Annotated in this window: 22 protein-coding genes and 1 pseudogene; 9 read left to right on the forward strand and 14 right to left on the reverse strand. The window is 59.0% G+C overall.

Translation table 11 applies throughout. The features are described from left to right. Nucleotides 1–27: 27 nt before the first annotated feature. From AACY18_RS25295 to AACY18_RS25315, 5 genes are all read right to left on the reverse strand, one after another. Complete coding sequence (locus AACY18_RS25295) at nucleotides 28–408, reverse strand: RidA family protein (RefSeq protein ID WP_003229509.1); 381 nt, start codon at nucleotides 406–408, stop codon at nucleotides 28–30. 24 nt (nucleotides 409–432) lie between these two features. After that, nucleotides 433–2,538: a bifunctional GTP diphosphokinase/guanosine-3',5'-bis pyrophosphate 3'-pyrophosphohydrolase gene (gene spoT / locus AACY18_RS25300; protein WP_007920338.1), complete on the reverse strand. Its 2,106-nt coding sequence runs from the start codon at nucleotides 2,536–2,538 to the stop codon at nucleotides 433–435. Nucleotides 2,539–2,595: 57 nt separating this feature from the next. Beyond that, nucleotides 2,596–2,859 (reverse strand): DNA-directed RNA polymerase subunit omega, encoded by a 264-nt coding sequence (rpoZ, locus tag AACY18_RS25305; protein WP_003177259.1) that lies wholly within the window; start codon nucleotides 2,857–2,859, stop codon nucleotides 2,596–2,598. A gap of 167 nt (nucleotides 2,860–3,026) precedes the next feature. Then, nucleotides 3,027–3,647, reverse strand: a complete 621-nt coding sequence (gmk, locus tag AACY18_RS25310; protein ID WP_221730899.1) for a guanylate kinase — start codon at nucleotides 3,645–3,647, stop codon at nucleotides 3,027–3,029. A 12-nt stretch (nucleotides 3,648–3,659) separates the two neighbouring features. Then, nucleotides 3,660–4,523, reverse strand: coding sequence for a YicC/YloC family endoribonuclease (locus tag AACY18_RS25315; protein WP_339433791.1), 864 nt, complete (start codon nucleotides 4,521–4,523; stop codon nucleotides 3,660–3,662). Between the two features lie 270 nt (nucleotides 4,524–4,793). On the opposite strand from AACY18_RS25315, the gene rph reads away from it, so the two are divergent. The 3 genes from rph to gltS all read left to right on the forward strand — a co-directional run bounded on the left by rph (nucleotide 4,794) and on the right by gltS (nucleotide 7,525). Next, the gene (rph, locus tag AACY18_RS25320) at nucleotides 4,794–5,516 is read left to right on the forward strand and encodes a ribonuclease PH (RefSeq protein ID WP_095187917.1); all 723 of its coding nucleotides are present in this window, start codon (nucleotides 4,794–4,796) and stop codon (nucleotides 5,514–5,516) included. A gap of 28 nt (nucleotides 5,517–5,544) precedes the next feature. Continuing rightward, entirely contained in the window at nucleotides 5,545–5,913 is a 369-nt protein-coding gene (locus AACY18_RS25325) for a DUF4870 domain-containing protein (RefSeq protein ID WP_221730897.1), read from the forward strand. 403 nt (nucleotides 5,914–6,316) lie between these two features. Continuing rightward, complete coding sequence (gene gltS / locus AACY18_RS25330; RefSeq protein WP_339433790.1) at nucleotides 6,317–7,525, forward strand: sodium/glutamate symporter; 1,209 nt, start codon at nucleotides 6,317–6,319, stop codon at nucleotides 7,523–7,525. An 80-nt stretch (nucleotides 7,526–7,605) separates the two neighbouring features. On the opposite strand, the gene AACY18_RS25335 is transcribed toward gltS, so the two are convergent. Continuing rightward, the gene (locus tag AACY18_RS25335) at nucleotides 7,606–8,385 is read right to left on the reverse strand and encodes an exodeoxyribonuclease III (protein WP_007920349.1); all 780 of its coding nucleotides are present in this window, start codon (nucleotides 8,383–8,385) and stop codon (nucleotides 7,606–7,608) included. 82 nt (nucleotides 8,386–8,467) lie between these two features. Here AACY18_RS25335 and pyrE point away from each other — a divergent pair, with 82 nt between their 5' ends. Then, a complete protein-coding gene (gene pyrE, locus AACY18_RS25340; protein WP_041071932.1) occupies nucleotides 8,468–9,112 on the forward strand; it encodes an orotate phosphoribosyltransferase in 645 nt (214 codons plus the stop codon). A 70-nt stretch (nucleotides 9,113–9,182) separates the two neighbouring features. On the opposite strand, the gene argB is transcribed toward pyrE, so the two are convergent. The 4 genes and pseudogenes from argB to coaBC all read right to left on the reverse strand — a co-directional run bounded on the left by argB (nucleotide 9,183) and on the right by coaBC (nucleotide 13,424). After that, on the reverse strand, nucleotides 9,183–10,088 hold the full coding sequence (argB, locus tag AACY18_RS25345) for an acetylglutamate kinase (RefSeq protein WP_221730894.1): 906 nt from the start codon (nucleotides 10,086–10,088) through the stop codon (nucleotides 9,183–9,185). Between the two features lie 17 nt (nucleotides 10,089–10,105). Beyond that, a pseudogene (locus AACY18_RS25350) lies at nucleotides 10,106–11,509 on the reverse strand (phosphomannomutase/phosphoglucomutase); the annotation flags it as partial. 245 nt (nucleotides 11,510–11,754) lie between these two features. Then, a complete protein-coding gene (dut, locus tag AACY18_RS25355; protein ID WP_016985816.1) occupies nucleotides 11,755–12,210 on the reverse strand; it encodes a dUTP diphosphatase in 456 nt (151 codons plus the stop codon). A gap of 5 nt (nucleotides 12,211–12,215) precedes the next feature. Continuing rightward, nucleotides 12,216–13,424, reverse strand: coding sequence for a bifunctional phosphopantothenoylcysteine decarboxylase/phosphopantothenate--cysteine ligase CoaBC (gene coaBC, locus AACY18_RS25360; protein ID WP_339433788.1), 1,209 nt, complete (start codon nucleotides 13,422–13,424; stop codon nucleotides 12,216–12,218). A gap of 135 nt (nucleotides 13,425–13,559) precedes the next feature. Here coaBC and radC point away from each other — a divergent pair, with 135 nt between their 5' ends. Continuing rightward, nucleotides 13,560–14,234: a RadC family protein gene (gene radC / locus AACY18_RS25365; protein WP_339433787.1), complete on the forward strand. Its 675-nt coding sequence runs from the start codon at nucleotides 13,560–13,562 to the stop codon at nucleotides 14,232–14,234. 133 nt (nucleotides 14,235–14,367) lie between these two features. Here radC and AACY18_RS25370 read toward each other — a convergent pair whose 3' ends face one another. Next, complete coding sequence (locus tag AACY18_RS25370; protein ID WP_339466461.1) at nucleotides 14,368–15,954, reverse strand: ABC transporter substrate-binding protein; 1,587 nt, start codon at nucleotides 15,952–15,954, stop codon at nucleotides 14,368–14,370. 448 nt (nucleotides 15,955–16,402) lie between these two features. Between AACY18_RS25370 and rpmB the strand changes: the two genes are divergently transcribed. Both rpmB and rpmG read left to right on the forward strand, forming a co-directional pair. Beyond that, entirely contained in the window at nucleotides 16,403–16,636 is a 234-nt protein-coding gene (gene rpmB, locus AACY18_RS25375) for a 50S ribosomal protein L28 (RefSeq protein ID WP_007920377.1), read from the forward strand. Nucleotides 16,637–16,647: 11 nt separating this feature from the next. Continuing rightward, complete coding sequence (gene rpmG, locus AACY18_RS25380; protein WP_016772554.1) at nucleotides 16,648–16,803, forward strand: 50S ribosomal protein L33; 156 nt, start codon at nucleotides 16,648–16,650, stop codon at nucleotides 16,801–16,803. Nucleotides 16,804–16,912: 109 nt separating this feature from the next. Here rpmG and AACY18_RS25385 read toward each other — a convergent pair whose 3' ends face one another. Beyond that, on the reverse strand, nucleotides 16,913–17,113 hold the full coding sequence (locus tag AACY18_RS25385) for a hypothetical protein (protein WP_339433785.1): 201 nt from the start codon (nucleotides 17,111–17,113) through the stop codon (nucleotides 16,913–16,915). A gap of 85 nt (nucleotides 17,114–17,198) precedes the next feature. Next, nucleotides 17,199–17,561, reverse strand: a complete 363-nt coding sequence (locus AACY18_RS25390; protein WP_339433784.1) for a cupin domain-containing protein — start codon at nucleotides 17,559–17,561, stop codon at nucleotides 17,199–17,201. Nucleotides 17,562–17,798: 237 nt separating this feature from the next. On the opposite strand from AACY18_RS25390, the gene AACY18_RS25395 reads away from it, so the two are divergent. Beyond that, the gene (locus AACY18_RS25395) at nucleotides 17,799–19,292 is read left to right on the forward strand and encodes an aldehyde dehydrogenase (RefSeq protein WP_339433783.1); all 1,494 of its coding nucleotides are present in this window, start codon (nucleotides 17,799–17,801) and stop codon (nucleotides 19,290–19,292) included. Between the two features lie 185 nt (nucleotides 19,293–19,477). After that, nucleotides 19,478–20,623, forward strand: coding sequence for an MFS transporter (locus AACY18_RS25400; protein WP_339466462.1), 1,146 nt, complete (start codon nucleotides 19,478–19,480; stop codon nucleotides 20,621–20,623). A gap of 29 nt (nucleotides 20,624–20,652) precedes the next feature. Here AACY18_RS25400 and AACY18_RS25405 read toward each other — a convergent pair whose 3' ends face one another. Beyond that, complete coding sequence (locus AACY18_RS25405; RefSeq protein WP_339466463.1) at nucleotides 20,653–22,221, reverse strand: phospholipase D family protein; 1,569 nt, start codon at nucleotides 22,219–22,221, stop codon at nucleotides 20,653–20,655. Nucleotides 22,222–22,600 lie beyond the last annotated feature (379 nt).

The raw sequence follows: 22,600 nt of genomic DNA on the forward strand, positions 1-22,600 counted from the left end.
CGGCGTTTGAAGGCCGCGCCGTGCGCATCACTCGATGACCAGAATGGCATCCATTTCAACCTGCGAGCCTTTCGGCAGGGCAGCAACGCCGATGGCGGCGCGGGCTGGGTATGGCTGGTCGAAGTACTTGCCCATGATCTCGTTGACCTTGGCGAAGTGGCTCAGGTCGGTGAGGAAGATGTTCAGCTTGACGATGTCCTTGAACGAACCGCCGGCGGCTTCGGCAACGGCTTTGAGGTTCTCGAACACCTGAACGGTCTGGGCTTCGAAGCCTTCAACCAGTTCCATGGTTTTTGGGTCCAGAGGAATCTGGCCCGACATGTAGACCGTGTTGCCAGCCTTGATCGCCTGGGAGTAAGTGCCGATGGCGGCCGGGGCCTTGTCGCTGGTGATAACAGTCTTGGTCATGTATGACTCCTTGTAATGGTTGAGTTATGCACGCATGCGGGTGATGCGGATCACCCCGGTCAAGGCGCGCAGTTTCTTGATCACGCGGGCCAGGTGCACACGGTCGTGGACGCTGACCACCAACTGGACGACGCTGATGCGACCATCGCGTTCGTCCATGCTGATTTTCTCGATATTGCCGTCGGCCGCGTTGACGCTGCTGGCGAGCAGGGCGATCAGGCCGCGCTGGTGTTCCAGTTCGACGCGCAGTTCGACGTTGAATTCGCCGGTGACATCCTTGGCCCACGAGAGCTGGATGCATTTTTCCGGGTTGTGCCTGATTTCGCTGATGTTGCGGCAGTTGTCCAGGTGCACGACCATGCCTTTGCCCGCCGACAGGTGCCCGACAATCGGGTCGCCCGGGATCGGCGTGCAGCATTTGGCGTAGCTGAGCACCAGGCCTTCGGTGCCGCGAATCGCCAGCGGGCCTTCCGGACTAGGCAGTTGTTCGCCTTCGCCGAGCAGGCGGCGGGCGACCACATAGGCCATGCGGTTGCCCAGGCCAATGTCTTCAAGCAGGTCTTCGATCAGTTCGAGGCGGTACTCGGTGAGCATCGCCTTGACGCGTTCGGCCGGGATCTTCTCCAGCGAACTGTCGAAACCGTTGAGGACTTTGTTCAGCAGGCGTTCGCCGAGGCTGATGGATTCGGAGCGGCGTTGCAGTTTCAACGCGTGACGAATGTGCGTGCGCGCCTTGCCGGTGACCACGAAGTTGAGCCACGCCGGGTTCGGACGCGCGCCGGGAGCGCTGACGATCTCGACCGTGGAGCCGCTTTGCAGCGGTTCGGACAGCGGTGCGAGACGGCGGTTGATCCGGCAAGCGATGCAGCTGTTGCCGACGTCGGTGTGCACTGCGTAAGCGAAGTCGACCGCCGTGGAGCCTTTGGGCAGCTCCATGATTCGGCCTTTTGGCGTGAACACGTAGACCTCGTCCGGGAACAGGTCGATCTTCACGCTCTCGATGAATTCCAGCGAGTTGCCGGCACGTTGCTGCATTTCCAGCACGCCTTTGACCCACTGACGGGCGCGGGCGTGAGTGCCTTTCGGTTGTTCGTCACCGCTGGATTTGTACAGCCAATGGGCGGCGATGCCGTTGTTGGCCATCTCTTCCATTTCGCGGGTACGGATCTGAATCTCGATCGGTACGCCGTGCATGCCGAACAGCGTGGTGTGCAGCGACTGGTAGCCATTGGCCTTGGGGATCGCGATGTAATCCTTGAAACGACCCGGCAACGGTTTGTACAAATTATGTACAGCGCCTAGCACGCGGTAGCAGGTATCGACCTTGTCGACGATGATCCGGAACGCATAGACGTCCATGATTTCGTTGAAGGCCCGACGCTTGCCGCGCATTTTCTTGTAGATGCCGTAGAGGTGTTTCTGGCGACCGCTGACTTCGCCCTGGATGCCATCGATAGCGAGGCAATGACCAAGGGACTCTTCGATCTTGTTGACGATTTCCTTGCGGTTGCCCCGGGCGCGTTTGACCGCCTGGTAGATCCGCGCGGAACGCATCGGGTGCATGGCTTTGAAACCAAGGTCTTCGAATTCGATGCGGATCGCATGCATGCCCAGCCGGTTGGCGATGGGCGCGTAGATTTCCAGGGTTTCCTTGGCGATGCGCCGGCGTTTTTCCCCGGACAGCACTTCCAGCGTGCGCATGTTGTGCAGGCGGTCGGCGAGTTTGACCAGGATCACGCGAATGTCGCGCGCCATGGCCATGGCCATTTTCTGGAAGTTTTCCGCTTGGGCTTCGGCCTTGGTCTCGAAATTCATCTGGGTCAGTTTGCTGACCCCGTCGACCAGTTCGGCCACGGTTTCACCGAACTGCGCTTGCAGCGCTTCTTTGGCGATACCGGTGTCTTCGATCACGTCATGCAGCATCGCGGCCATCAAACTCTGATGGTCCATGTGCATGTCGGCAAGAATGTTCGCCACCGCAAGAGGATGCGTGACGTACGCCTCGCCGCTACGACGGCGCTGGCCGTCATGGGCTTGTTCGGCGTAGAAATACGCTCGGCGGACCAGGTTGACCTGGTCATTGCCGAGGTAGGTCGATAAGCGATCGGCGAGGGCGTCTATGCTCGGCATGATGACTCCTGCCGTAAGCTGTGACCCCGCGCCGTGCTACGTCGACCAGGCATAGGCTTAGACGGCCTCGTTGGACTCGTCCTCGAACGCTGCGAACAGCGGTTCGTCTTCAACGATTTCAGCGTTGGCGATGAACTCGTAGCTCATCAGGCCTTCAGCGATTTCACGCAGGGCTACAACGGTAGGCTTGTCGTTTTCCCACTGGACCAGAGGCTCTTTGCCGCCGGTGGCCAGTTGACGGGCACGCTTGGTAGAGAGCATGACCAGCTCAAAGCGGTTTTCCACGTGTTCTAGGCAGTCTTCAACGGTTACGCGGGCCATGGTATTCCTCGGAGCGAATGCAATATGCGCGCTGCCCGGTTGGGCGAGCGGACTGAACAGTTTAAAAAATCACCAGCGATTAGGGAAGCGCTGATTTTTTGACCAAGCCCTTCAACGCGCTGCAAGTGCCAATGTAAAGCCCTTGCAGCGGTTTTGGGAAGTGCTGTTTAGCCGAGCAATTCGGCCAGCAATTTACCGTTACGCTGCTGCTGACGCTTCTGGATCAACTGATTGGCACGGAAAATCGCCTTCAGATCGTCCAGAGCATGGGCAAAATCGTCGTTGATGATCAGGTAGTCGTAGTCGACGTAGTGGCTCATCTCGCTAACGGCTTCGCGCATGCGGCCGTCAATGATTTCGTCGCTGTCCTGACCACGATTGGTCAAGCGCTGGTGCAGGGCCTGCAGCGATGGCGGCAAAATGAAGATCGAACGTGCCTGCGGCATCAACTTGCGCACTTGCTCGGCGCCTTGCCAGTCGATTTCCAGAATCAGGTCGTGGCCTTCATCCAGTGTCTGTTGCAGGTGACTTTGCGAGGTGCCGTAGAGATTGCCGAAGACTTCGGCGCGCTCGAGAAAATCACCGTGCTCGATCATCTTCACGAACTCGTTGCGTTCGACGAAGTGGTAGTTCACGCCATTCACTTCACCCGGGCGCATGGCGCGAGTGGTGTGGGAGATTGATACGCGAATCTCCGGATTGGCATCGGTCAACGCCTTGACCAGGCTGCTCTTGCCCGCACCCGAGGGCGCGGAAATGATGTAAAGGGTGCCAGTGCTGTGGGTCATGTCGGGGTAGCCTTACTCAATATTCTGCACTTGTTCGCGCATCTGCTCGATCAACACCTTGAGGTTGACGGCGGCTTGGGTGCTGCGCGGGTCGAAGGCCTTGGAGCCCAGTGTGTTGGCTTCGCGGTTGAGTTCCTGCATCAGGAAGTCCAGGCGACGCCCGGCCGCCCCGCCGGACTTGAGGACCCGGCGAACTTCGATGATGTGAGTGCTCAGGCGATCCAGTTCTTCGGCCACGTCGCTTTTTTGCGCGAGCATGACCATTTCCTGTTCGAGGCGCTGCGGATCCATCTCGGCTTTCATGTCGGTGAAGCGATCGAGGACCTTCTGGCGCTGGGTGGCAAGCATCTGCGGCACGAGTTCACGCAGGGTCACGACGTCCTCTTCAATGGACGTCAGGCGCTCGTTGATCAGTCGCGCCAGTTCCGCGCCTTCACGCTCGCGGCCGGCCTTGAGCTCTTTCAAGCCTTGATTGAACAGCGCCAGCGCATCGGCGTTCAGGGCTTGCGGATCCGTCGCGTCAGCAACCAAAACGCCCGGCCAGGCCAGCACTTCCAGAGGATTGAGTGCGGCAGGGTTCTTGATCAGGCCCGCCACGGTTTCGGCGGCGGCGACCAGTTGCGCGGCGCGTTCGCGATCGACTTGCAGCGGTTTGCCGGTGCTTTCTTCGGTGAAGCGCAGGGTGCATTCCAGTTTGCCCCGCGACAGGCCTTGGCGCAGCGCCTCACGCACGGCGCCTTCGAGGTCGCGAAAGGACTCAGGCAAACGCAGGTGCGGTTCCAGATAGCGGCTGTTGACCGAGCGCAATTCCCAGCTCAGGGTCCCCTGGACGCCGGCTTTTTCGACGCGGGCGAAGGCGGTCATGCTGTGCACCATGGCGGTGACCTCGCAATGCAGATCGGCGCGGAACGTGAGCTCCGCAGGCGCGATATCAATGAATTTAAGCCGACTGGCAGCAAAGGCGCAGGATTGTAGCGCAGTGCGGCGAAGGCGCCCAAACACACGGTGTGACAAAGGGCTGCAGCCCGTCGGTAATGCGTGTTTCAGGGCCTTCGATCGTCGGCCCGATTTTTTAACCCGTGCCCAGTGGCGGTGCACCGCTCTATAATGCTCGGCAGTTTTCCGTCCCCAGTACAGGTATCTCCTATGAAACGTCCAAGTGGTCGCGCTGCCGATCAGCTCCGCTCGATCCGCATTACCCGCAACTACACCAAACACGCCGAGGGATCGGTACTGGTCGAATTCGGTGATACCAAAGTCATCTGTACCGTGAGTGTTGAAAACGGTGTGCCGCGTTTTCTCAAAGGTCAGGGCCAGGGTTGGTTGACCGCCGAATACGGCATGCTGCCGCGTGCCACTGGCGAGCGTAACCAGCGAGAAGCCAGCCGTGGCAAGCAGGGCGGCCGCACACTGGAAATCCAGCGCTTGATCGGCCGTTCCCTGCGCGCTGCGCTGGACATGTCCAAGCTGGGCGACGTGACGCTGTACGTCGACTGCGACGTGATCCAGGCTGACGGCGGCACCCGCACTGCTTCCATCACGGGCGCCATGGTTGCGCTGGTCGATGCACTGAAAGTGATCAAGAAGCGTGGCGGCCTGAAGGGCGGCGACCCGCTCAAGCAGATGATCGGCGCTGTGTCTGTGGGCATGTATCAGGGCGAGCCAGTGCTGGATCTTGACTATCTTGAAGATTCCGCGGCCGAGACGGACCTCAATGTAGTGATGACCAGCTCCGGTGGCTTCATCGAGGTGCAAGGTACTGCTGAAGGCGCGCCGTTCCAGCCTGAAGACCTGAACGCCATGCTGGAACTGGCCAAGAAAGGCATGAACGAAATCTTCGAACTGCAAAAGGCTGCACTGGCCGACTGAGCAGGTTCGAACCCGCAAGGAGAACGCGATGAGTGACGAGCAAGAGTTGCTGCCCAAACCGAGCCAGGAGGTTCGCCAATGGGCCATGTTTTGTCACTTGTCCGCCTTGCTGGGGTTCTGGATTCCGTTTGGGAGCCTGATTGGGCCGCTGATCTTGTGGCAGATGAAGCGCGAGACGGATCCGTTCATCGATGCCCAAGGCAAGGAAGCGCTTAATTTCCAGATTACCGTCGCGATTGCCTCGGCGATCTGCCTGTTGCTGATGTTGCTGGTGATCGGCTTCTTCCTGTTTGGTTTGTTGGCCATTGGTGCGCTGGTACTGACGATCATTGGGGGCGTGAAGGCCAATGAGGGCTTCCCGTACCGCTATCCGTTCACTTGGCGATTGATCAAATAACGATCAATGCGCACCCCTCGTGTGAGCGACGGATGACGTTCGCAATGCGTTAAAACAAATGCCCTGACTTGTCAGGGCATTTGTATTTTTGCAACTGAATTAACGTCTCTGGTGTGTAGGAAAAGTCTGTCTGCGATCAGCGGTAGTATGGATTTATATATAACTATCGTTTCTACACTTCTAGTCACAACTGCACTGGTTTAGTGTCGTTCATGTACTTGGCAATAAGACTGGCCGATTGTTAAAGTTGCCGCACGTCATACTTCGTCAGAAATATTTCGATATATTCAAGCCATCGAAGGTCCTTGAATCAAAAGCAATCAGTGTTGAGACAATCAGCCGATTCAATAGGCGTGCCCAGGTAAAAAGTTCGCCTCTGAATATATAACCAAGAATAATCCCAATGATTCAGCTCGATTTTTATGGAACGCTCGTGGCCGCCTCTTTAGTGTTGCTGCTGGGGTGCGGACTTGTTACTCGTGTTGGTTTTTTGCGCAACTACAATATTCCCGAACCCGTAGCCGGTGGCCTGGTAGTTGCCTTGGCGCTTCTGTTGATGCGCACGCTTGATATTGAAGTGCGCTTTGACACTTCGCTGCAAACGCCCTTGATGCTGGCGTTTTTTGCCACCATTGGCCTGAGTGCGGATTTCGCCAGCCTGAAGAGGGGCGGTCGCGTCGTTGGGATATTTCTACTCGCGGTTGCCGGGCTTCTGGTCGTGCAGAACGCCATGGGAATCGCAATGGCCACAATGCTCGGACTCGATCCGCTGATGGGCCTGCTGACAGGTTCCATCACCCTGGCGGGCGGTCACGGTACTGGCGCCGCGTGGGGAACGGTATTCAGTGAGAAGTACGGTCTGGCTTCCGCCTCGGAGTTGGCGATTGCCGCTGCGACCTTTGGCTTGGTGCTGGGTGGTTTGATTGGAGGCCCGGTTGCTCGTCTGCTGATCAAGCGTGTGCAAGTGCCCGGTTGCAAAAGTCAGGACGCGCCTCGGCTGCCCAAAGGCTTTGAGCAGCCAAACAAGGAGCGCTCGATTACGCCGTTTTCATTTATCGAAACGCTCGCGCTGATCGCGGTCAGTCTGTTGGCTGGCAATCTGTTGAATGGCTGGTTACAGGGGACAGCATTCGAGTTGCCGACGTTTGTTTGTGTCCTGTTCGTGGGGGTGGTTTTGCGCAATGGGCTGTCGGCGCTTGGCCTGTATGAGGTATTCGAGCGTGAGGTCTCGGTCCTGGGCAATGTCAGCCTGTCGCTGTTTTTGGCTATTGCCCTGATGTCGCTCAAGTTGTGGGATCTGGCGGCGCTGGCGTTGCCGATCTTCATCATCCTGGCGGTACAAGCCTTGGTCATGGCGCTATTTGCGATTTTCGTAACGTTCCGAATGATGGGCAGCAATTACGATGCGGCCGTGCTGGCGTCAGGGCATTGCGGTTTTGGTCTCGGTGCGACGCCAACGGCCATTGCCAACATGCAGGCGGTAACGCAGCGCTACGGACCTTCGCAGATAGCGTTTTTGGTGGTGCCCATGGTGGGGGCGTTCTTCATCGACATCATCAATGTCATCGTGATCAAGCTGTACCTGGTCTTGCCGTTTTTTGCCGTGATTTGAGGTTCGGACTGCTTGAATCCGAGACATAAAAAATGCCCGTACCTTGCGATACGGGCATTTTTTCAACTGTGAATCGACGCTTAGATGGTCAGCGTCCAATCGTAGTCGACGATCAGCGGTGCATGTTGCGAGAACCGTGGCTGACGCGGCAGGCGTGCACTGCGAACAAAGCGCCGTAGGCCTGGGGTCAGGATCTGGTAATCGAAGCGCCAGCCCAGATTGAGCATCTCGGCCTGTTCGTTGTCCGGCCACCAGCTGTACTGGTCGCCTTCACGGCTGACTTCACGCAGGGCATCGACATAGCCCATGTTGCCGACAATCTCGTCCATCCAGGCGCGTTCTGGCGCCAGGAAGCCCGGGGATTGCTGGCTGTCGCGCCAGTTCTTGATGTCTAGCTTCTGCTGCGCAACATACAGCGAGCCACAATAAATGTACTCGCGACGTTTGCGCCGCTGTTTGTCCAGGTACTTGCCGAAGTCGTCCATGAGCTTGAACTTCTGGTTCAAGTCCTCATCGCCGTTCATCCCCGAAGGAAGCAGCAAGGTGGCAATACTGACTTTGTCGAAATCTGCTTGCAGGTAGCGCCCGTAGCGGTCGGCCGTCTCGAAACCGAGACCGCTGATGACAGCCTTCGGTTGCAACCGCGAATACAAAGCCACGCCACCTTGGGCAGGGACTTCAGCATCGCAGGCATAAAGGAAGTAGCCATCCAGTTGGAAGGCTGGGTCATCCAGTTCAAAGGCGGAGGCACGGGTGTCCTGCAGGCAGATGACGTCGGCATTCTGTGCTTGCAGCCAACTGAGCAAACCACGCTCGACTGCAGCCTGAATACCATTGACGTTCACACTGATGATCCGCATAAATGGCCCCAAAAATCGCGTGCGTGTATGATACACGGCGTCAAGCTAATTAGCTAAATCCGTGGTATTTGGGGTTTTTTTCATGCAAGCGTATCAGCGCGATTTCATTCGTTTTGCCATCGATCGCGGCGTTTTGCGCTTCGGTGAGTTCACCCTGAAGTCCGGGCGCACCAGTCCTTACTTCTTCAACGCCGGCCTGTTCAACACGGGCTCGGCCTTGGCCCAGCTAGGGCGCTTCTATGCCGCAGCCATTGCCGAAAGCGGTATTTCCTTCGACGTTTTGTTTGGCCCCGCCTACAAAGGCATCCCGCTGGCGGCGACCACTGCTGTCGCACTGGCCGAGCATCACGACCGTGACCTGCCATGGTGCTTCAACCGCAAAGAAGCCAAGGCCCACGGCGAAGGCGGCAGTCTGGTCGGCGCTCCGCTGACGGGCGACGTGCTGATCATCGACGACGTGATCACCGCTGGCACCGCGATCCGCGAAGTGATGCAGATCATCGCTTCCCAGGACGGCGCCAAGGCCGCCGGCGTGCTGATCGCCCTGAACCGTCAGGAGCGTGGCAACGGTGAGTTGTCGGCAATCCAGGAAGTGGAGCGCGATTTCGGCATTCCGGTGATCAGCATTGTTTCGTTGAACCAGGTGCTGGAGTTCCTCGCTGACGATCCGCAGCTCAAGCAGCATTTGCCAGCCGTGGAAGCGTACCGCGCCCAGTTCGGCGTCTGATCGCTGAAAGCAGGCAAAAAAAGACCCCGCTCAGTCTGGCTGAGCGGGGTCTTTTCGTTTGCGCGACTGCTTACGGACGCTTGCGATTGCTGATCAGCGTACCCACACCGGTGTCGGTGAAGATTTCCAGCAGGATCGCGTTCGGTACGCGACCGTCGATGATCAGCGAGCTGCCCACGCCACCCTGAACCGCTTCCAGTGCACAGCGGATCTTCGGCAGCATGCCGCCGTAGATGGTGCCATCGGCGATCAGGTCGTCGACCTGTTGGGTGCTCAGGCCGGTCAATACCTGGCCAGACTTATCCATCAGGCCGGCGATGTTGGTCAACAGCATCAGTTTCTCGGCCTTCAGCGCTTCGGCGACTTTGCCGGCCACCAGATCTGCGTTGATGTTGTACGACTCGCCGTTTTCACCCACGCCGATTGGTGCGATCACCGGGATGAAGTTGCCTTTGACCAGCAGGTTCAGCAGTTCGGTGTTGATCCCGACCACTTCGCCCACCTGACCGATGTCGATGATTTCCGGCTGGGTCATCTCCGGGGTCTGGCGGGTGACGGTCAGCTTCTTCGCGCGAATCAGCCCGGCGTCTTTACCGGTCAGGCCGATGGCGCTGCCGCCATGACGGTTGATCAGGTTGACGATGCTTTTGTTGACTTGGCCGCCGAGGACCATTTCCACCACGTCCATGGTCGCGGCGTCGGTGACGCGCATGCCATCGACGAAATGGCTTTCGATCGACAGGCGCTTGAGCAGATCACCGATCTGCGGGCCGCCGCCGTGCACGACCACCGGGTTGATGCCCACGGCTTTCATCAAGACGATGTCGCGGGCAAAGCCGGTTTTCAGCTCCTCGCTTTCCATCGCGTTGCCGCCGTATTTGATCACCAGGGTCTTGCCGACATAACGTCGGATGTAAGGCAGCGCTTCGGACAGGACCTGGGCGGTGTGGGCGGCGGCTTCGCGTTCGAGGGTCATTCAGGGCTCCGGGTGGATCAGAACGGTAGTTGGAGATCAGGTGCAACGCGTTTCAGTTGGGCGTGGAACACATCTTTGATGCGCTGCAATTCAGCCTCGTCATCGGCCTCGAAGCGCAGCACCAGCACCGGTGTGGTGTTGGACGCGCGCACCAGGCCCCAGCCTTTGGCGTAATCGACCCGCACGCCGTCGATGGTGGTCAGGTCAGCGCCTGCGCCCCACTGTGCGTCGTGCAGAGCATCAATGATGCTGAATTTGCTCTCTTCGGTCACATGGATATTGATTTCAGGCGTAGAAATATCGTTCGGGAAGGTCGCAAACAGCTCTTCGGCGGTGGATTTTTCCTTGCTGAGGATTTCCAGCAGCCGTGCGGCGCTGTAAATGCCGTCATCGAAACCGAACCAGCGCTCCTTGAAGAAGATGTGTCCACTCATCTCACCGGCCAATAGAGCGCCGGATTGTTTCATTTTCTTTTTGATCAATGAATGACCGGTCTTCCACATGAGCGGTCGACCGCCGTATTCCTTGATCAGCGGTACGAGGCGGCGGGTGCATTTGACGTCGAAGATGATTTGCGCGTCAGGGTTGCGTGCCACCACGTCACGGGCGAACAGCATCAGCAAGCGATCGGGATAAACGATGCTGCCGGTGTTGGTCACCACGCCGACACGGTCACCGTCGCCGTCGAAGGCCAGACCGATGTCGGCGTTGGTTTCCTTGACCTTGGCGATCAGGTCGACGAGGTTCTCAGGCTTGCCCGGATCCGGGTGATGGTTGGGGAAATTGCCGTCGACTTCACAGAACAGCGGGATGACTTCGCAGTTCAGCGCTTCGATCAGTTGCGGAGCGATCACGCCGGCCGCGCCGTTGCCGCAGTCGACCACGACCTTCATGCGACGGGCCAGTTTGATGTCCTGGACGATTTCGGTGTTGTAACGGTCGAGGATTTCGACCTCGGTGACGCTACCCGGGCCGCTGCTCAGATTGTTGGTCTTGAGGCGTTCGTGCAAGGCCTGGATCTGTTCGTTGGCGAGGGTGTCGCCGGCGATCACGATCTTGAAGCCGTTGTAGTTCGACGGGTTGTGGCTGCCGGTGAGCATCACCCCGGATTTGCCGGCCAGGACGTTGGCGGCATAGTAAAGCGCGGGGGTCGGCACCAGGCCAACATCACTGACGTGGCAGCCGCTTTCGGCGATACCGCGGATCAGTTCTGCAACCAGCTCCGGACCGGACAGGCGGCCATCGCGACCGACGCAAACGTTCGGCTCGCCTTGGGCCAGGCTCTGCGAACCGATAGCGCGGCCGATCCAGTAAGCGGTTTCGGCATTGAGGAATTGCGGTACGGTGCCGCGAATGTCATAGGCGCGAAAGATGCTGTCGGGTAGTTTCGGGGCAAGCTTGGCGGGGGTGCTCATCTGCGGAAGTGCTCCATCTCGAAAGTGGCAGGACAGACCGACGATTCACTCGGCGGCAGGCTCAAACTGAAGGGTATGACGGCGTTTTTCACAGAGAGTTCGTGGTGTGAAAGGGCCATGACACCTCGGCGGGCGTGGCTTTCGGCCGGCAAAACCTTGATTTACGCTGTTAAAACCTGTCGTTGAAAATGCACAAATTCCCCCTGTAGGAGCCGCCTGCGGCAGCTCCTGCAGAGGCGTATCAGTGCTGGTTACTTGGTGCCGGTGTGGCCAAACCCGCCAGTGCCGCGCTCGGTTTCGACGAACTCTTCAACCATTTCGAAATGCGCCTGCACCACCGGCACCAGCACCAGTTGCGCCAGACGTTCGCCGACGGTCATGGTGAAGTCGGTCTGGCCACGGTTCCAGCAGGACACCATCAGCGGGCCCTGGTAATCGGAGTCGATCAGCCCGACCAGGTTGCCGAGAACTATGCCGTGCTTATGGCCCATGCCCGAGCGCGGCAGGATCAGCGCGGCGAGATTCGGATCACCGATGTAAACCGACAGACCGGTAGGGATCAGCACGGTTTCACCCGGTTTGATCACGATGTCCTGTTCCAGCATGGCGCGCAGGTCGAGGCCGGCGGAGCCCGGGGTGGCGTATTGCGGCAGCGGGAATTCGGTACCGATGCGTGGGTCGAGAATCTTGGCTTGCAAAGCGTGCATGTAAATTAAACCTGGTTCAGACGTTCGGCGATAAAAGTGACCAGTTGGCGAGCGATCTTGCTCTTGCTGGTCTGGGCGAAAACCGTGGCGTGCAGCTCACGGTCAATCACGCTGCAGGCGTTTTCTTCGCTGTTGAAACCGATGCTCGGGTTGGCGACGTCGTTGGCGACGATCAGGTCGAGGTTCTTGTCCTTCAGCTTGCGTGCAGCGTAGTCGAGCAGGTGTTCGGTTTCGGCGGCGAAGCCGACACTGAACGGACGATCGGGGCGGGTCGCGATGGTGGCGAGGATATCCGGGTTACGCACCATTTGCAGGACGAAGCCGTCACCGCTCGTAGGATCTTTCTTGAGTTTTTGCGGGGCGACGACTTCCGGACGGTAGTCGGCCACCGCTGCAGAGGCGATGAACACGTCGCAAGGGATTGCGGCTTCGCACGCGGCGAGCATGTCGCGGGCGCTGACCACGTCGATGCGCGTGACGCGATCCGGGGTCGGCAGATGCACCGGGCCGCTGATCAGCGTGACGCGGGCGCCGGCTTCCACCGCCGCTTCGGCCAGGGCAAAGCCCATTTTTCCGGAGCTGTGGTTGGTGATGTAGCGCACCGGGTCGATGTTTTCCTGAGTCGGACCGGCGGTGATCACCACATGTTTGCCGGTCAGCGCCTGGCGCTGGAAGCAGTCCGCGGCGCATTGGGCCAGATCGGTGGCTTCCATCATGCGGCCCATGCCGACATCGCCGCAGGCCTGGCTTCCGGAGGCCGGGCCGAAAGTCTTCAGGCCACGGCTCTCCAGCCGTTGCAGGTTGGCCTGGGTCGCCGGGTCGCGCCACATCGCTTGATTCATTGCCGGAGCGACAGCCACGACGGCGTCGGTGGCCAGCACCAACGTGGTCAGCAAATCATTGGCAATACCTTGAGCCAGGCGCGCGATCAGGTCGGCGGTGGCCGGGGCGATCAACACCAGATCAGCCCATTTCGCCAGCTCGATGTGGCCCATCGCCGCTTCGGCGGCCGGGTCGAGCAAATCCAGATGAACCGGGTGCCCGGACAAGGCTTGCATGGTCAGCGGGGTGATGAACTCGGCGCCGCCGTGGGTCATGACTACGCGCACTTCGGCGCCCTGGTCGATCAGGCGACGAACCAGATCAGCGCTCTTGTAGGCCGCAATACCGCCGCCGACGCCCAGAACGATGCGTTTCCGATACAGCCGCTGCATAGGTCTGCCTTTCATATCGTGGGTGACATACGTGGCGAAACCCCCTCCCCAGGGTGAATTCGCCCGCAAAAAAGATGGGCTACGATATCACAGCGACCGCTATGGAACAGCGGCGCCCACAGACAAGGAAGCGCTATGAGTATTCGTGATTGGCCTGCGGCGGAACGGCCGCGGGAAAGGTTGTTGGAGCATGGGGCGGCGAATCTTTCGGACGCTGAGTTGTTGGCCATTTTTCTGCGGACCGGATTGCCCGGAATAAGCGCGGTGGATCTGGCACGACAACTGTTGACTCGGTTCGGCAGCCTGCGTTTGCTGCTTGAGGCCGATCAGGAAGCATTCAGCAAACAATTAGGCCTGGGGCCTGCGAAGTTTGCTCAGTTGCAAGCGGCTCAAGAAATGAGCAAGCGTCATCTGGCCGAGCGATCACGGCAGAAACCGGCACTGGAAAACCCTCAAATCGTTCGTGATTACCTCAAATCCATGTTGCGCCACGAGCCTCACGAAGTGTTTGGTTGTCTGTTTCTGGACTCCAAACATCAGGTGCTGACATTCGAGGCGCTGTTTCGCGGCTCGATCGACAACACCAGCGTGCATCCCCGGGAAGTGGTGAAGCGCGCCTTGGCAAACAACGCAGCGGCCGTGATCCTGTGCCACAACCACCCGTCAGGAAACTCTGATCCCAGTCAGGCGGATCGGCTGCTGACCAAGCGCTTGCAAAAGGCATTGGAGCTGATTGATGTGCGGGTGCTGGATCACTTCATCGTCGGCGACGGGGAGCCGTTGTCGATGGCGGAGAGTGGCTGGATGTAAATCTGGCGGGGCGATGCAAGCCCCTGTGTGCGGGCTTGCTCGCGAAGGGGGTGTATCAGTCAATAAATGTGTTGGCTGATCCGGCGCCTTCGCGAGCAAGCACGCTCCCACAGTGGGGGTGTGCTGTGTCAGGCTACTTGAACGTAACCCTGGAGTAGTCCTGCCGTCCAAACGGGCTGACGGAGTAGCCCTGGACATCCTTGCGCGTCAACGCGAAGGCCGTCGGGTGCGCCAGCGGCAGCCACAGCGCCTGCTGCTGGATCTGCGCCTGCGCCTGCTCATAAAGCTTGCTGCGCACGCCTTGCTCGCTGGTGGTCTTGCCCGCGCTGATCAGCTTGTCCAGATCGGCATTGCAGTAGCGGGCGAAGTTGGTACCAGACTTGACCGCCGCGCAGGAAAACTGCGGCGTGAGGAAGTTGTCCGGGTCGCCGTTGTCGCCCGCCCAGCCCATGAACAGCAAGTCATGCTCGCCGGCCTTGGCGCGGCGAATCAATTCGCCCCATTCGATCACGCGGATTTCCGCCTGAATGCCGATTTCCGCCAGGTCCGATTGCAACATCTGCGCGCCGAGGCTTGGGTTGGGGTTGAGCAGGCTGCCGGACGGACGCGTCCAGATGGTGGTCTGGAAGCCGTCCTTCAAGCCGGCCTTGGCCATCAGATCCTTGGCTTTCGCCACGTCGTAAGGATACCCCGGCAGGTTTTTCGCATAGCTCCAGGTGTTCGGCGGATAAGGGCCGTTAGCCGCTTCGGCGGTGTCTTCGAACACGGCTTTGATGTAGTTGGCCTTATCGAAGGCAAGATTGATTGCCTGGCGCACTTGCGGCTTGTCCAGTGGTGGATGTTGGCTGTTGATGCCAACGAAAGCAGTCATGAACGCGTCAGTCTTTTCGACTTTCAGCGTCGGCTCTTTCAGCGCTGCCTGTACGTCCAATGGCTTCGGCGACAACGCGATCTGGCACTCGTTGCGCCGCAGTTTTTGCAGGCGCACGTTGGCGTCCGGGGTGATGGCGAAGATCAGTGGATCAACCGATGGCTTGCCAGCGAAATAATCCGGGTTGGCCTTGTAGCGGATCGAGGCGTCTTTCTGGAAACGGGCGAACACGAACGGGCCGGTGCCGATCGGTTGGCTGTTGAGCTTTTCCGTCGCGTTGGCCTTTAGCAACTTGTCAGCGTATTCGGCGGAATAGATCGAGGCGAAACCCATGCTCAGGGTCGCCAGAAAGGTCGAGTCCGGGTGATCGAGGGTGAAGCGCACGGTCAGCGGATCCAGTGCGTCGATTTTCTTGATCAGCGCTGGCAACTGCATCGACTGCGCATGCGGGAAGCCGCTCTGGGCGACTTTGTGCCACGGATTGGCAGGGTCGAGCATGCGGTCAAAGCTGAATTTGACGTCCTCTGCTGTCAGTTCGCGGGTCGGCTTGAAGTAATCGGTTGTATGAAACTTCACCTGCGGGTGTAGCTTGAACACATAAGTCAGGCCATCGGTGCTGACTTCCCAGCTGTCGGCCAGGCTCGGGACGACTTTGCCGCTGGCTGTGTCGAAGTCCACCAGGCGGTTCATCAGCACGTCGGCCGAGGCGTTGGTGGTGGTCAGCGAGTTGTACTGCACCACGTCGAACCCTTCAGGGCTGGCCTCGGTGCAAACGCTCAGCGCGGCGGCCTGGGCCAGGGGGCTCAGCAGGAGCGGTGCGAGCAGCAGGGGTAGGGCAGCGAGGCGCATGGTCGGTTTCCTTTTACAGATCGAAGGCCCATCTGCAAGTGCAGTCTGGAAAAGGCCTACCCTAGAGGTCTGGATTACAAATGACTATCCCCATTTTGCATTTTCAGGGCACAGTGCTATCCGTTTTTCAGACTGCGTGGCTTCGTAAAAAGTCCGAAACGCCCGCGCAGGCGTTTTTCTGCGACGAGCGGTAAAAATCAATGCCGGCCTTTATCCAAGGCGTTCGCAGCCTGAAAAATCGCCTTTTTACCGATTGATTGCACACCGATTGTTGTTGCTTCCCGGTCTTTCTGGTATAAAGCAGCGCTCTTTTCTAGGGGCCCGGTTCCTTCACTGTAGGTGTAGCCGGTAAGACCTCTAAAGAAACGCGGCGCCTGGCGCCAAATGACTGAGAGATTAAGCGGCCAACCCATGCCGGGTTGGGCATGTGGTTTTAGAGGGCTGAGGCATGTCGAGAGTATGTCAAGTTACCGGTAAGGGTCCGGTGACTGGGAATAACATTTCCCACGCAAACAACAAAACCCGTCGTCGTTTCCTGCCGAACCTGCAGCATCACCGCTTCTGGGTTGAAGAAGAGAAACGTTTTGTGCGTCTGCGCGTATCTGCCAAAGGCATGCGTATCATCGACAAGCGTGGCATCACTGTCGTGCTCGCCGAACTTCGCCGCGATGGCAAGATTTAAGGGAGCTAATCATGCGTGAATTGATTCGTTTGATCTCGAGCGCCGGTACTGGTCACTTCTACACTACCGACAAGAACAAGCGTACTACCCCGGACAAAATCGAGATCAAGAAATATGATCCGGTTGTTCGCAAGCACGTGATGTACAAGGAAGGCAAAATCAAGTAATTGATTTTTCCCGACTTACAAAAAAGGCCCGTATCTCACGATACGGGCCTTTTTTGTTGCCCCGAAACGACCCGGGATTTACTCCCCATGCCGCCCGTCTGAGCCGTACTCAGTAGAAGCTGAACGACTCGATGTTGCCTGCTGAATCCTGCTGGATGTTCAGGCGTTCGGGGTGCAGATCAGTCGTGCCCACCAGTCCGCTGCGGATATTTTCACGGCCGGTCAGCTCGCTGATGTAGGTCTCGACGCTCGGCACATAGCGGCTGCCGATCAAGTGGCGAATCTGTTGCAAGACTTCATCATTGGTCATATTGCATTTCCTTATGCATGGATGAGGTGCCCGTTTTGGGCCTCTGCATCGTCCGACCAATTCAGTAAGGCTGTGCGGTATATAGTTATTTTTTCTGTTCAAAGATCACATAGATCTTGCGGCAAGCCTCCAGCACTTCCCAAGTGCCACGGAACCCCGCCGGAATCACAAAGCGATCACCCACGCGCAACGTCTTGGCATTGCCATCGCTGTCACGCAGTACGGAAACGCCCTGCAAAATCTCGCAGTATTCATGCTCGGTGTAATTTACCGTCCATTGGCCCTCCGCACCTTCCCACACGCCGACGTTCATTTGCCCACAAGGGCTGTCGTATTGATTGAACACCGCTTGCTCGGGATCGCCCTTGAGCACTTTGGCCGGGTCCGGCCGGTAGCGTTCGGCCGAGGCGGTAGTCAGGCTGATGTCGACGACGTTCTGGATGTTCATTGTTGTTTTCTCCCGTGATGACGGCGCGATGGCTGGAAAGGGCCAAAGTCTATGTTTATTAAATTGAACACCGCAAGGCCGTATAGCGCGCTTATGTCAAATATATTGAAACAACCCCGGCCGCTGGTTTAGGGTGGCGGGTGCCTTGGGCCGAAATGCAGGCTGGCCGGGCAGAATTCCTGAGGGCGCTGGCGATGATCGTGCGGCGTTCGTATTGAACAAGAGGAGGACACTTAAATGACCACCCTGACTCGTGCCGACTGGGAACAACGTGCTCGCGACCTGAAGATCGAAGGCCGCGCTTACCTTAATGGCGAATACACTGATGCCGTCTCCGGCGAGACCTTCGAGTGCATCAGCCCGGTCGATGGCCGTCTGCTGGGCAAGATTGCCAGCTGTGACGCCGCCGATGCCCAGCGCGCGGTGGAAAACGCCCGCGCCACTTTCAATTCCGGCGTTTGGTCGCGCCTGGCGCCGACCAAGCGTAAAGCCACCATGATCCGCTTCGCCGGCCTGCTGAAACAGCACGCCGAAGAACTGGCCCTGCTCGAAACCCTCGATATGGGCAAGCCGATCAGTGATTCGCTGTACATCGACGTTCCGGGCGCGGCGCAAGCGCTGAGCTGGAGCGGTGAAGCGATCGACAAGATTTACGACGAAGTCGCGGCTACCCCGCACGATCAACTGGGTCTGGTAACCCGCGAGCCGGTGGGCGTTGTCGGCGCCATCGTGCCGTGGAACTTCCCGCTGATGATGGCTTGCTGGAAGCTCGGCCCGGCGCTGTCGACGGGTAACTCGGTGATCCTCAAGCCGTCGGAAAAATCCCCGCTGACCGCCATCCGTATCGCGGCACTGGCTGTTGAAGCCGGTATCCCGAAAGGCGTGCTCAACGTACTACCGGGCTACGGCCACACCGTCGGCAAGGCTCTGGCCCTGCACAACGACGTCGATACGCTGGTGTTCACCGGGTCGACCAAGATCGCCAAGCAACTGATGATCTATTCCGGCGAATCGAACATGAAGCGTGTTTGGCTGGAGGCCGGTGGCAAGAGCCCGAACATTGTCTTCGCCGATGCCCCGGATCTGCAAGCCGCCGCCGAATCCGCCGCCAGCGCGATTGCCTTCAACCAGGGCGAAGTCTGCACCGCCGGTTCGCGTCTGTTGGTCGAGCGTTCGATCAAGGACAAATTCCTGCCGATGGTGATTGAGGCGCTCAAAGCCTGGAAGCCGGGCAACCCGCTGGATCCTTCGACGAACGTCGGCGCGCTGGTGGATACCCAGCAGATGAATACTGTGCTGTCGTACATCGAGTCCGGCCATACCGATGGCGCCAAACTGGTCGCGGGCGGCAAGCGCATCCTCCAGGAAACCGGTGGCACCTACGTTGAGCCAACGATTTTCGACGGTGTGAGCAATGCAATGAAGATCGCTCAGGAAGAGATCTTTGGCCCGGTGCTGTCGGTCATCGCTTTCGATACCGCTGAAGAGGCGATCCAGATTGCCAACGACACGCCGTACGGCCTGGCTGCTGCGGTGTGGACGCAGGACATCTCCAAGGCGCACCTGACCGCCAAGGCGTTGCGTGCCGGTAGCGTGTGGGTCAATCAGTACGACGGCGGCGACATGACCGCACCGTTCGGTGGCTTCAAGCAGTCGGGCAACGGCCGCGACAAATCGCTGCACGCGTTCGACAAGTACACCGAGCTGAAATCGACCTGGATCAAGCTGTAAAGCCTTGAGGGAGCCCGGTTGTCCTGGGCTCTCTGACGAAGCGCGGATCCCTGTGGGAGCGGGCTTGCTCGCGAAAGCGGTGTATCACTCAGCACATCTGCTGAATGTGAAACCGTCTTCGCGAGCAAGCCCGCTCCCACATTGGTTTTGTGGTGAAAACAAGAATATCCACAGGAGCGTGGAACATGCGTTGGGCGACGTATTTCGCCGTGTTGGCGTCTGTCTTGAGTGTCGGTCTGGCCCTGGGGGTCAGCATGCCGCTGGTGTCGTTGCGTCTGGAGGGGTGGGGTTATGGCGCCTTCGCCATCGGCGTGATGGCGGCGATGCCGGCGATTGGCGTGCTGTTGGGGGCGAAGATCTCCAGTCATCTGGCGGCGCGCTTCGGTACGGCCAATCTCATGCGCCTGTGTCTGTGGGCCGGGGCGCTGTCGATCGGTTTGCTGGCGTTGTTGCCCAGCTATCCGATCTGGCTGGTGTTGCGGCTGATGATCGGCGTGATCCTGACCATCGTTTTCATCCTCGGCGAGAGCTGGATCAACCAACTGGTGGTCGAGCAATGGCGCGGACGGCTGGTGGCGCTGTATGGCAGCAGCTATGCGCTGAGCCAATTGTCTGGCCCTTTGCTGCTGGGAGCGCTCGGCACCGATCACGATTACGGTTTCTGGGTCGGTGTGGCGTTACTGACGATTTCGCCCTTGCTGTTGCTGGGCCGCAGTGGTGCGCCGAGCAGTGAAGCAAGCAGCGTGACGTTCAGTGACCTGTGGCGCTTCGCCCGTGAGCTGCCGGCGATTACCTGGGCGGTGTCGTTGTTTGCGGCGTTCGAGGCGATGATCCTGACACTGCTGCCTGTTTACTGTCTGCGCCAAGGCTTCACCGCAGAAATCGCCCTGGCGATGGTCAGTACTGTGGTGGTTGGCGATGCGTTACTGCAATTGCCGATTGGTGCGTTGGCCGACCGTTTATCCCGCAGGACGCTGTTTACCGGGTGCGCCGTGGTGGTGTTGCTGTCGAGCCTGGCAATTCCGTTGCTGATCGATACGCTGCTGATCTGGCCGTTGTGGGTGCTGTTCGGCGCCAGTGCTGGCGGACTGTTCACGCTGTCGCTGATCCTCATCGGTGAACGTTATCGCGACGATGCGCTGGTGCGTGCCAATGCGCACATCGCGCAACTGTGGGGCGTTGGCTGCCTGGTCGGGCCATTGGCGGCGGGGGCGGGCAGTCAGTGGATCAGCGGCCATGCGCTGCCGTTGTTGATGGCGGCAGGGGCGTTTGGCCTGGTGATTCTGGTGTCGCGCCAAGGCGCGTTTGGCGCGGTGGCCGAGCCTGCCTGAATGCGTGCGGGGGAATACCTCTGGCCGGGCTACAGCATTCGCTCAAGACCGACGGTGGTGCTGAACCACGCATTGAACCGTCGCCACCAACTCCCCGGTTCTTTGGTCAGGGTGTGCATCTGGCCGTTGTCCTCGGTCACCCAGACAATCTGCCCGTTCTCAAGCGTTGCCTCGTAACTCAGTGCCGGTGCCATGCCTTGCAGGGCCAGTTCGCGCACATGCCCGGCGAGTTCGGGGCTGTCCACCAACACCCCGACTTCGGTGTTCCAAAGCACTGAGCGCGGGTCGAAGTTGAATGAGCCGATGAACGACTTCTGTCGGTCGAAGATCATCGCTTTGCTGTGCAGGCTGGAGTCCGAGCCGCGAAACGATTTGCTGTAAAAAATATGCGGGCCGCTGCCGCCGCCATCACCGGGCTGGCGACGCAGCTCGAACAGTTTCACGCCATGCTCCAGCAGCGCTTTGCGATAGGGGGCATAGCCGCCGTGCACGGCCGGCACATCGGTGGCTTCCAGCGAATTGGTCAGCAGGGTCACTGAAACGCCCGCGTCGGCGCGTCCGGTCAGGTACACCAGCCCCGGCTGGCCGGGTACGAAGTACGCCGAAACCATGATCAGTTCTTTGCTGACGCCCTTCAGCTCCGGCGCCAGTTGCGTGGTCAGCAACAATTGTGGATCAGGCTCAGCTTTGGCCAGCACCTTGCTCGGCGCATCCCACAGCGCCTGGTTCCAGGCCCAGATCAGCTCTGTGCGCCAGATGTCCATGCGTGGTTCGGTCTTGAACTTCATCAACTGCTGATACAGCGCGTGATTCTGCTTGCGGGTGTCCTCCAGCGATTCTTCCAGGCGTGTGCGGGTGTTCTGCAGATCCTTGGCTGAGGGTTTGCTGGTTAGAAATGCTTCGATCGGTTTGCTCAGCGCGCTGTTCCAGTACTGATCGAAGCTGTGCCCGAGTTGCTCGGCCACGGGCCCCATGCTGAGCATGTCGATGTCGGTGAAATTCAGGTTTGGCTCGGCATCGAAATACTCGTCGCCCAGATTGCGCCCACCCACGATGGCCGCGCTGTTGTCCGCCAGCCACAGCTTGTTGTGCATTCGCCGGTGTTGCAGCGACAGATTGAACAGGCGCCCGGCCGCCCGGGTCACGCCCGTGCTGCGCCCCAGATTCAGCGGGTTGAACAAGCGAATCTGGATCTGCGGATGCGCCGCCAGCGTGGCGATGATCTGGTCCAGGCCGTCGCTGGTGGTGTCGTCAAGCAGGATTCGTACGCGCACGCCACGGTCGGCAGCCTTGAGCAGTTCCTCAACCAGCATCCGCGTGCTGATGCCGTCGTGGACGATGTAGTACTGCAAGTCGAGACTGGTTTGCGCGTGGCGGATCAGTTCGGCGCGTGCGGTGAACGCTTCGGTGCTGTTGGACAACAGGCGGAAACCGGACTGTCCCTGATGGGGCGCTGCCTGCGCCTGAATTGAACGACCGAACGCAGACTCCTTCGCCGGCAGGGCCTGGCTTGGCGTCCGGGGAGCATCGAGCGTGGTGCACCCGCTCAGCGGCAGGACGACCAGCAGTGCAAGCGTAAGGGCGTGTCTGGAACTCAAGTCAGATGTTTCCGAATGTGGGCGGGCCTGGAGTATGGCACGGCGGGCGTGACGGGTTATTCGGCGGAGCCGACGCGCCGACTAGAGCGGCTTGTAGCCTATGACTGTCGGCAGGAGGGAAGTTCTTCAACAGATTGAGGAATTTTCCGGCTCACATCAGCTACGTCTTGTAGCGAATTTTCCGGTGTCGATTGTTACTTCGCCTTACATCACTCCTATACAGCAATCGGAATAATGACGGCGCTGATTCTGATGCAGGATCTTTCCTGTTTTTACTCAGAAAAAGCGCAGATGAATGTCATCTTTCGATTCTTATGGAGTGAGAATTTTCATGCGTAATACCTTTCGTGCAATGGCTGTTGCAAGCGCGCTCTGTCCA

The organism is Pseudomonas sp. EA_65y_Pfl2_P74, from assembly GCF_963970575.1.
GTDB lineage: Bacteria > Pseudomonadota > Gammaproteobacteria > Pseudomonadales > Pseudomonadaceae > Aquipseudomonas > Aquipseudomonas baetica_A.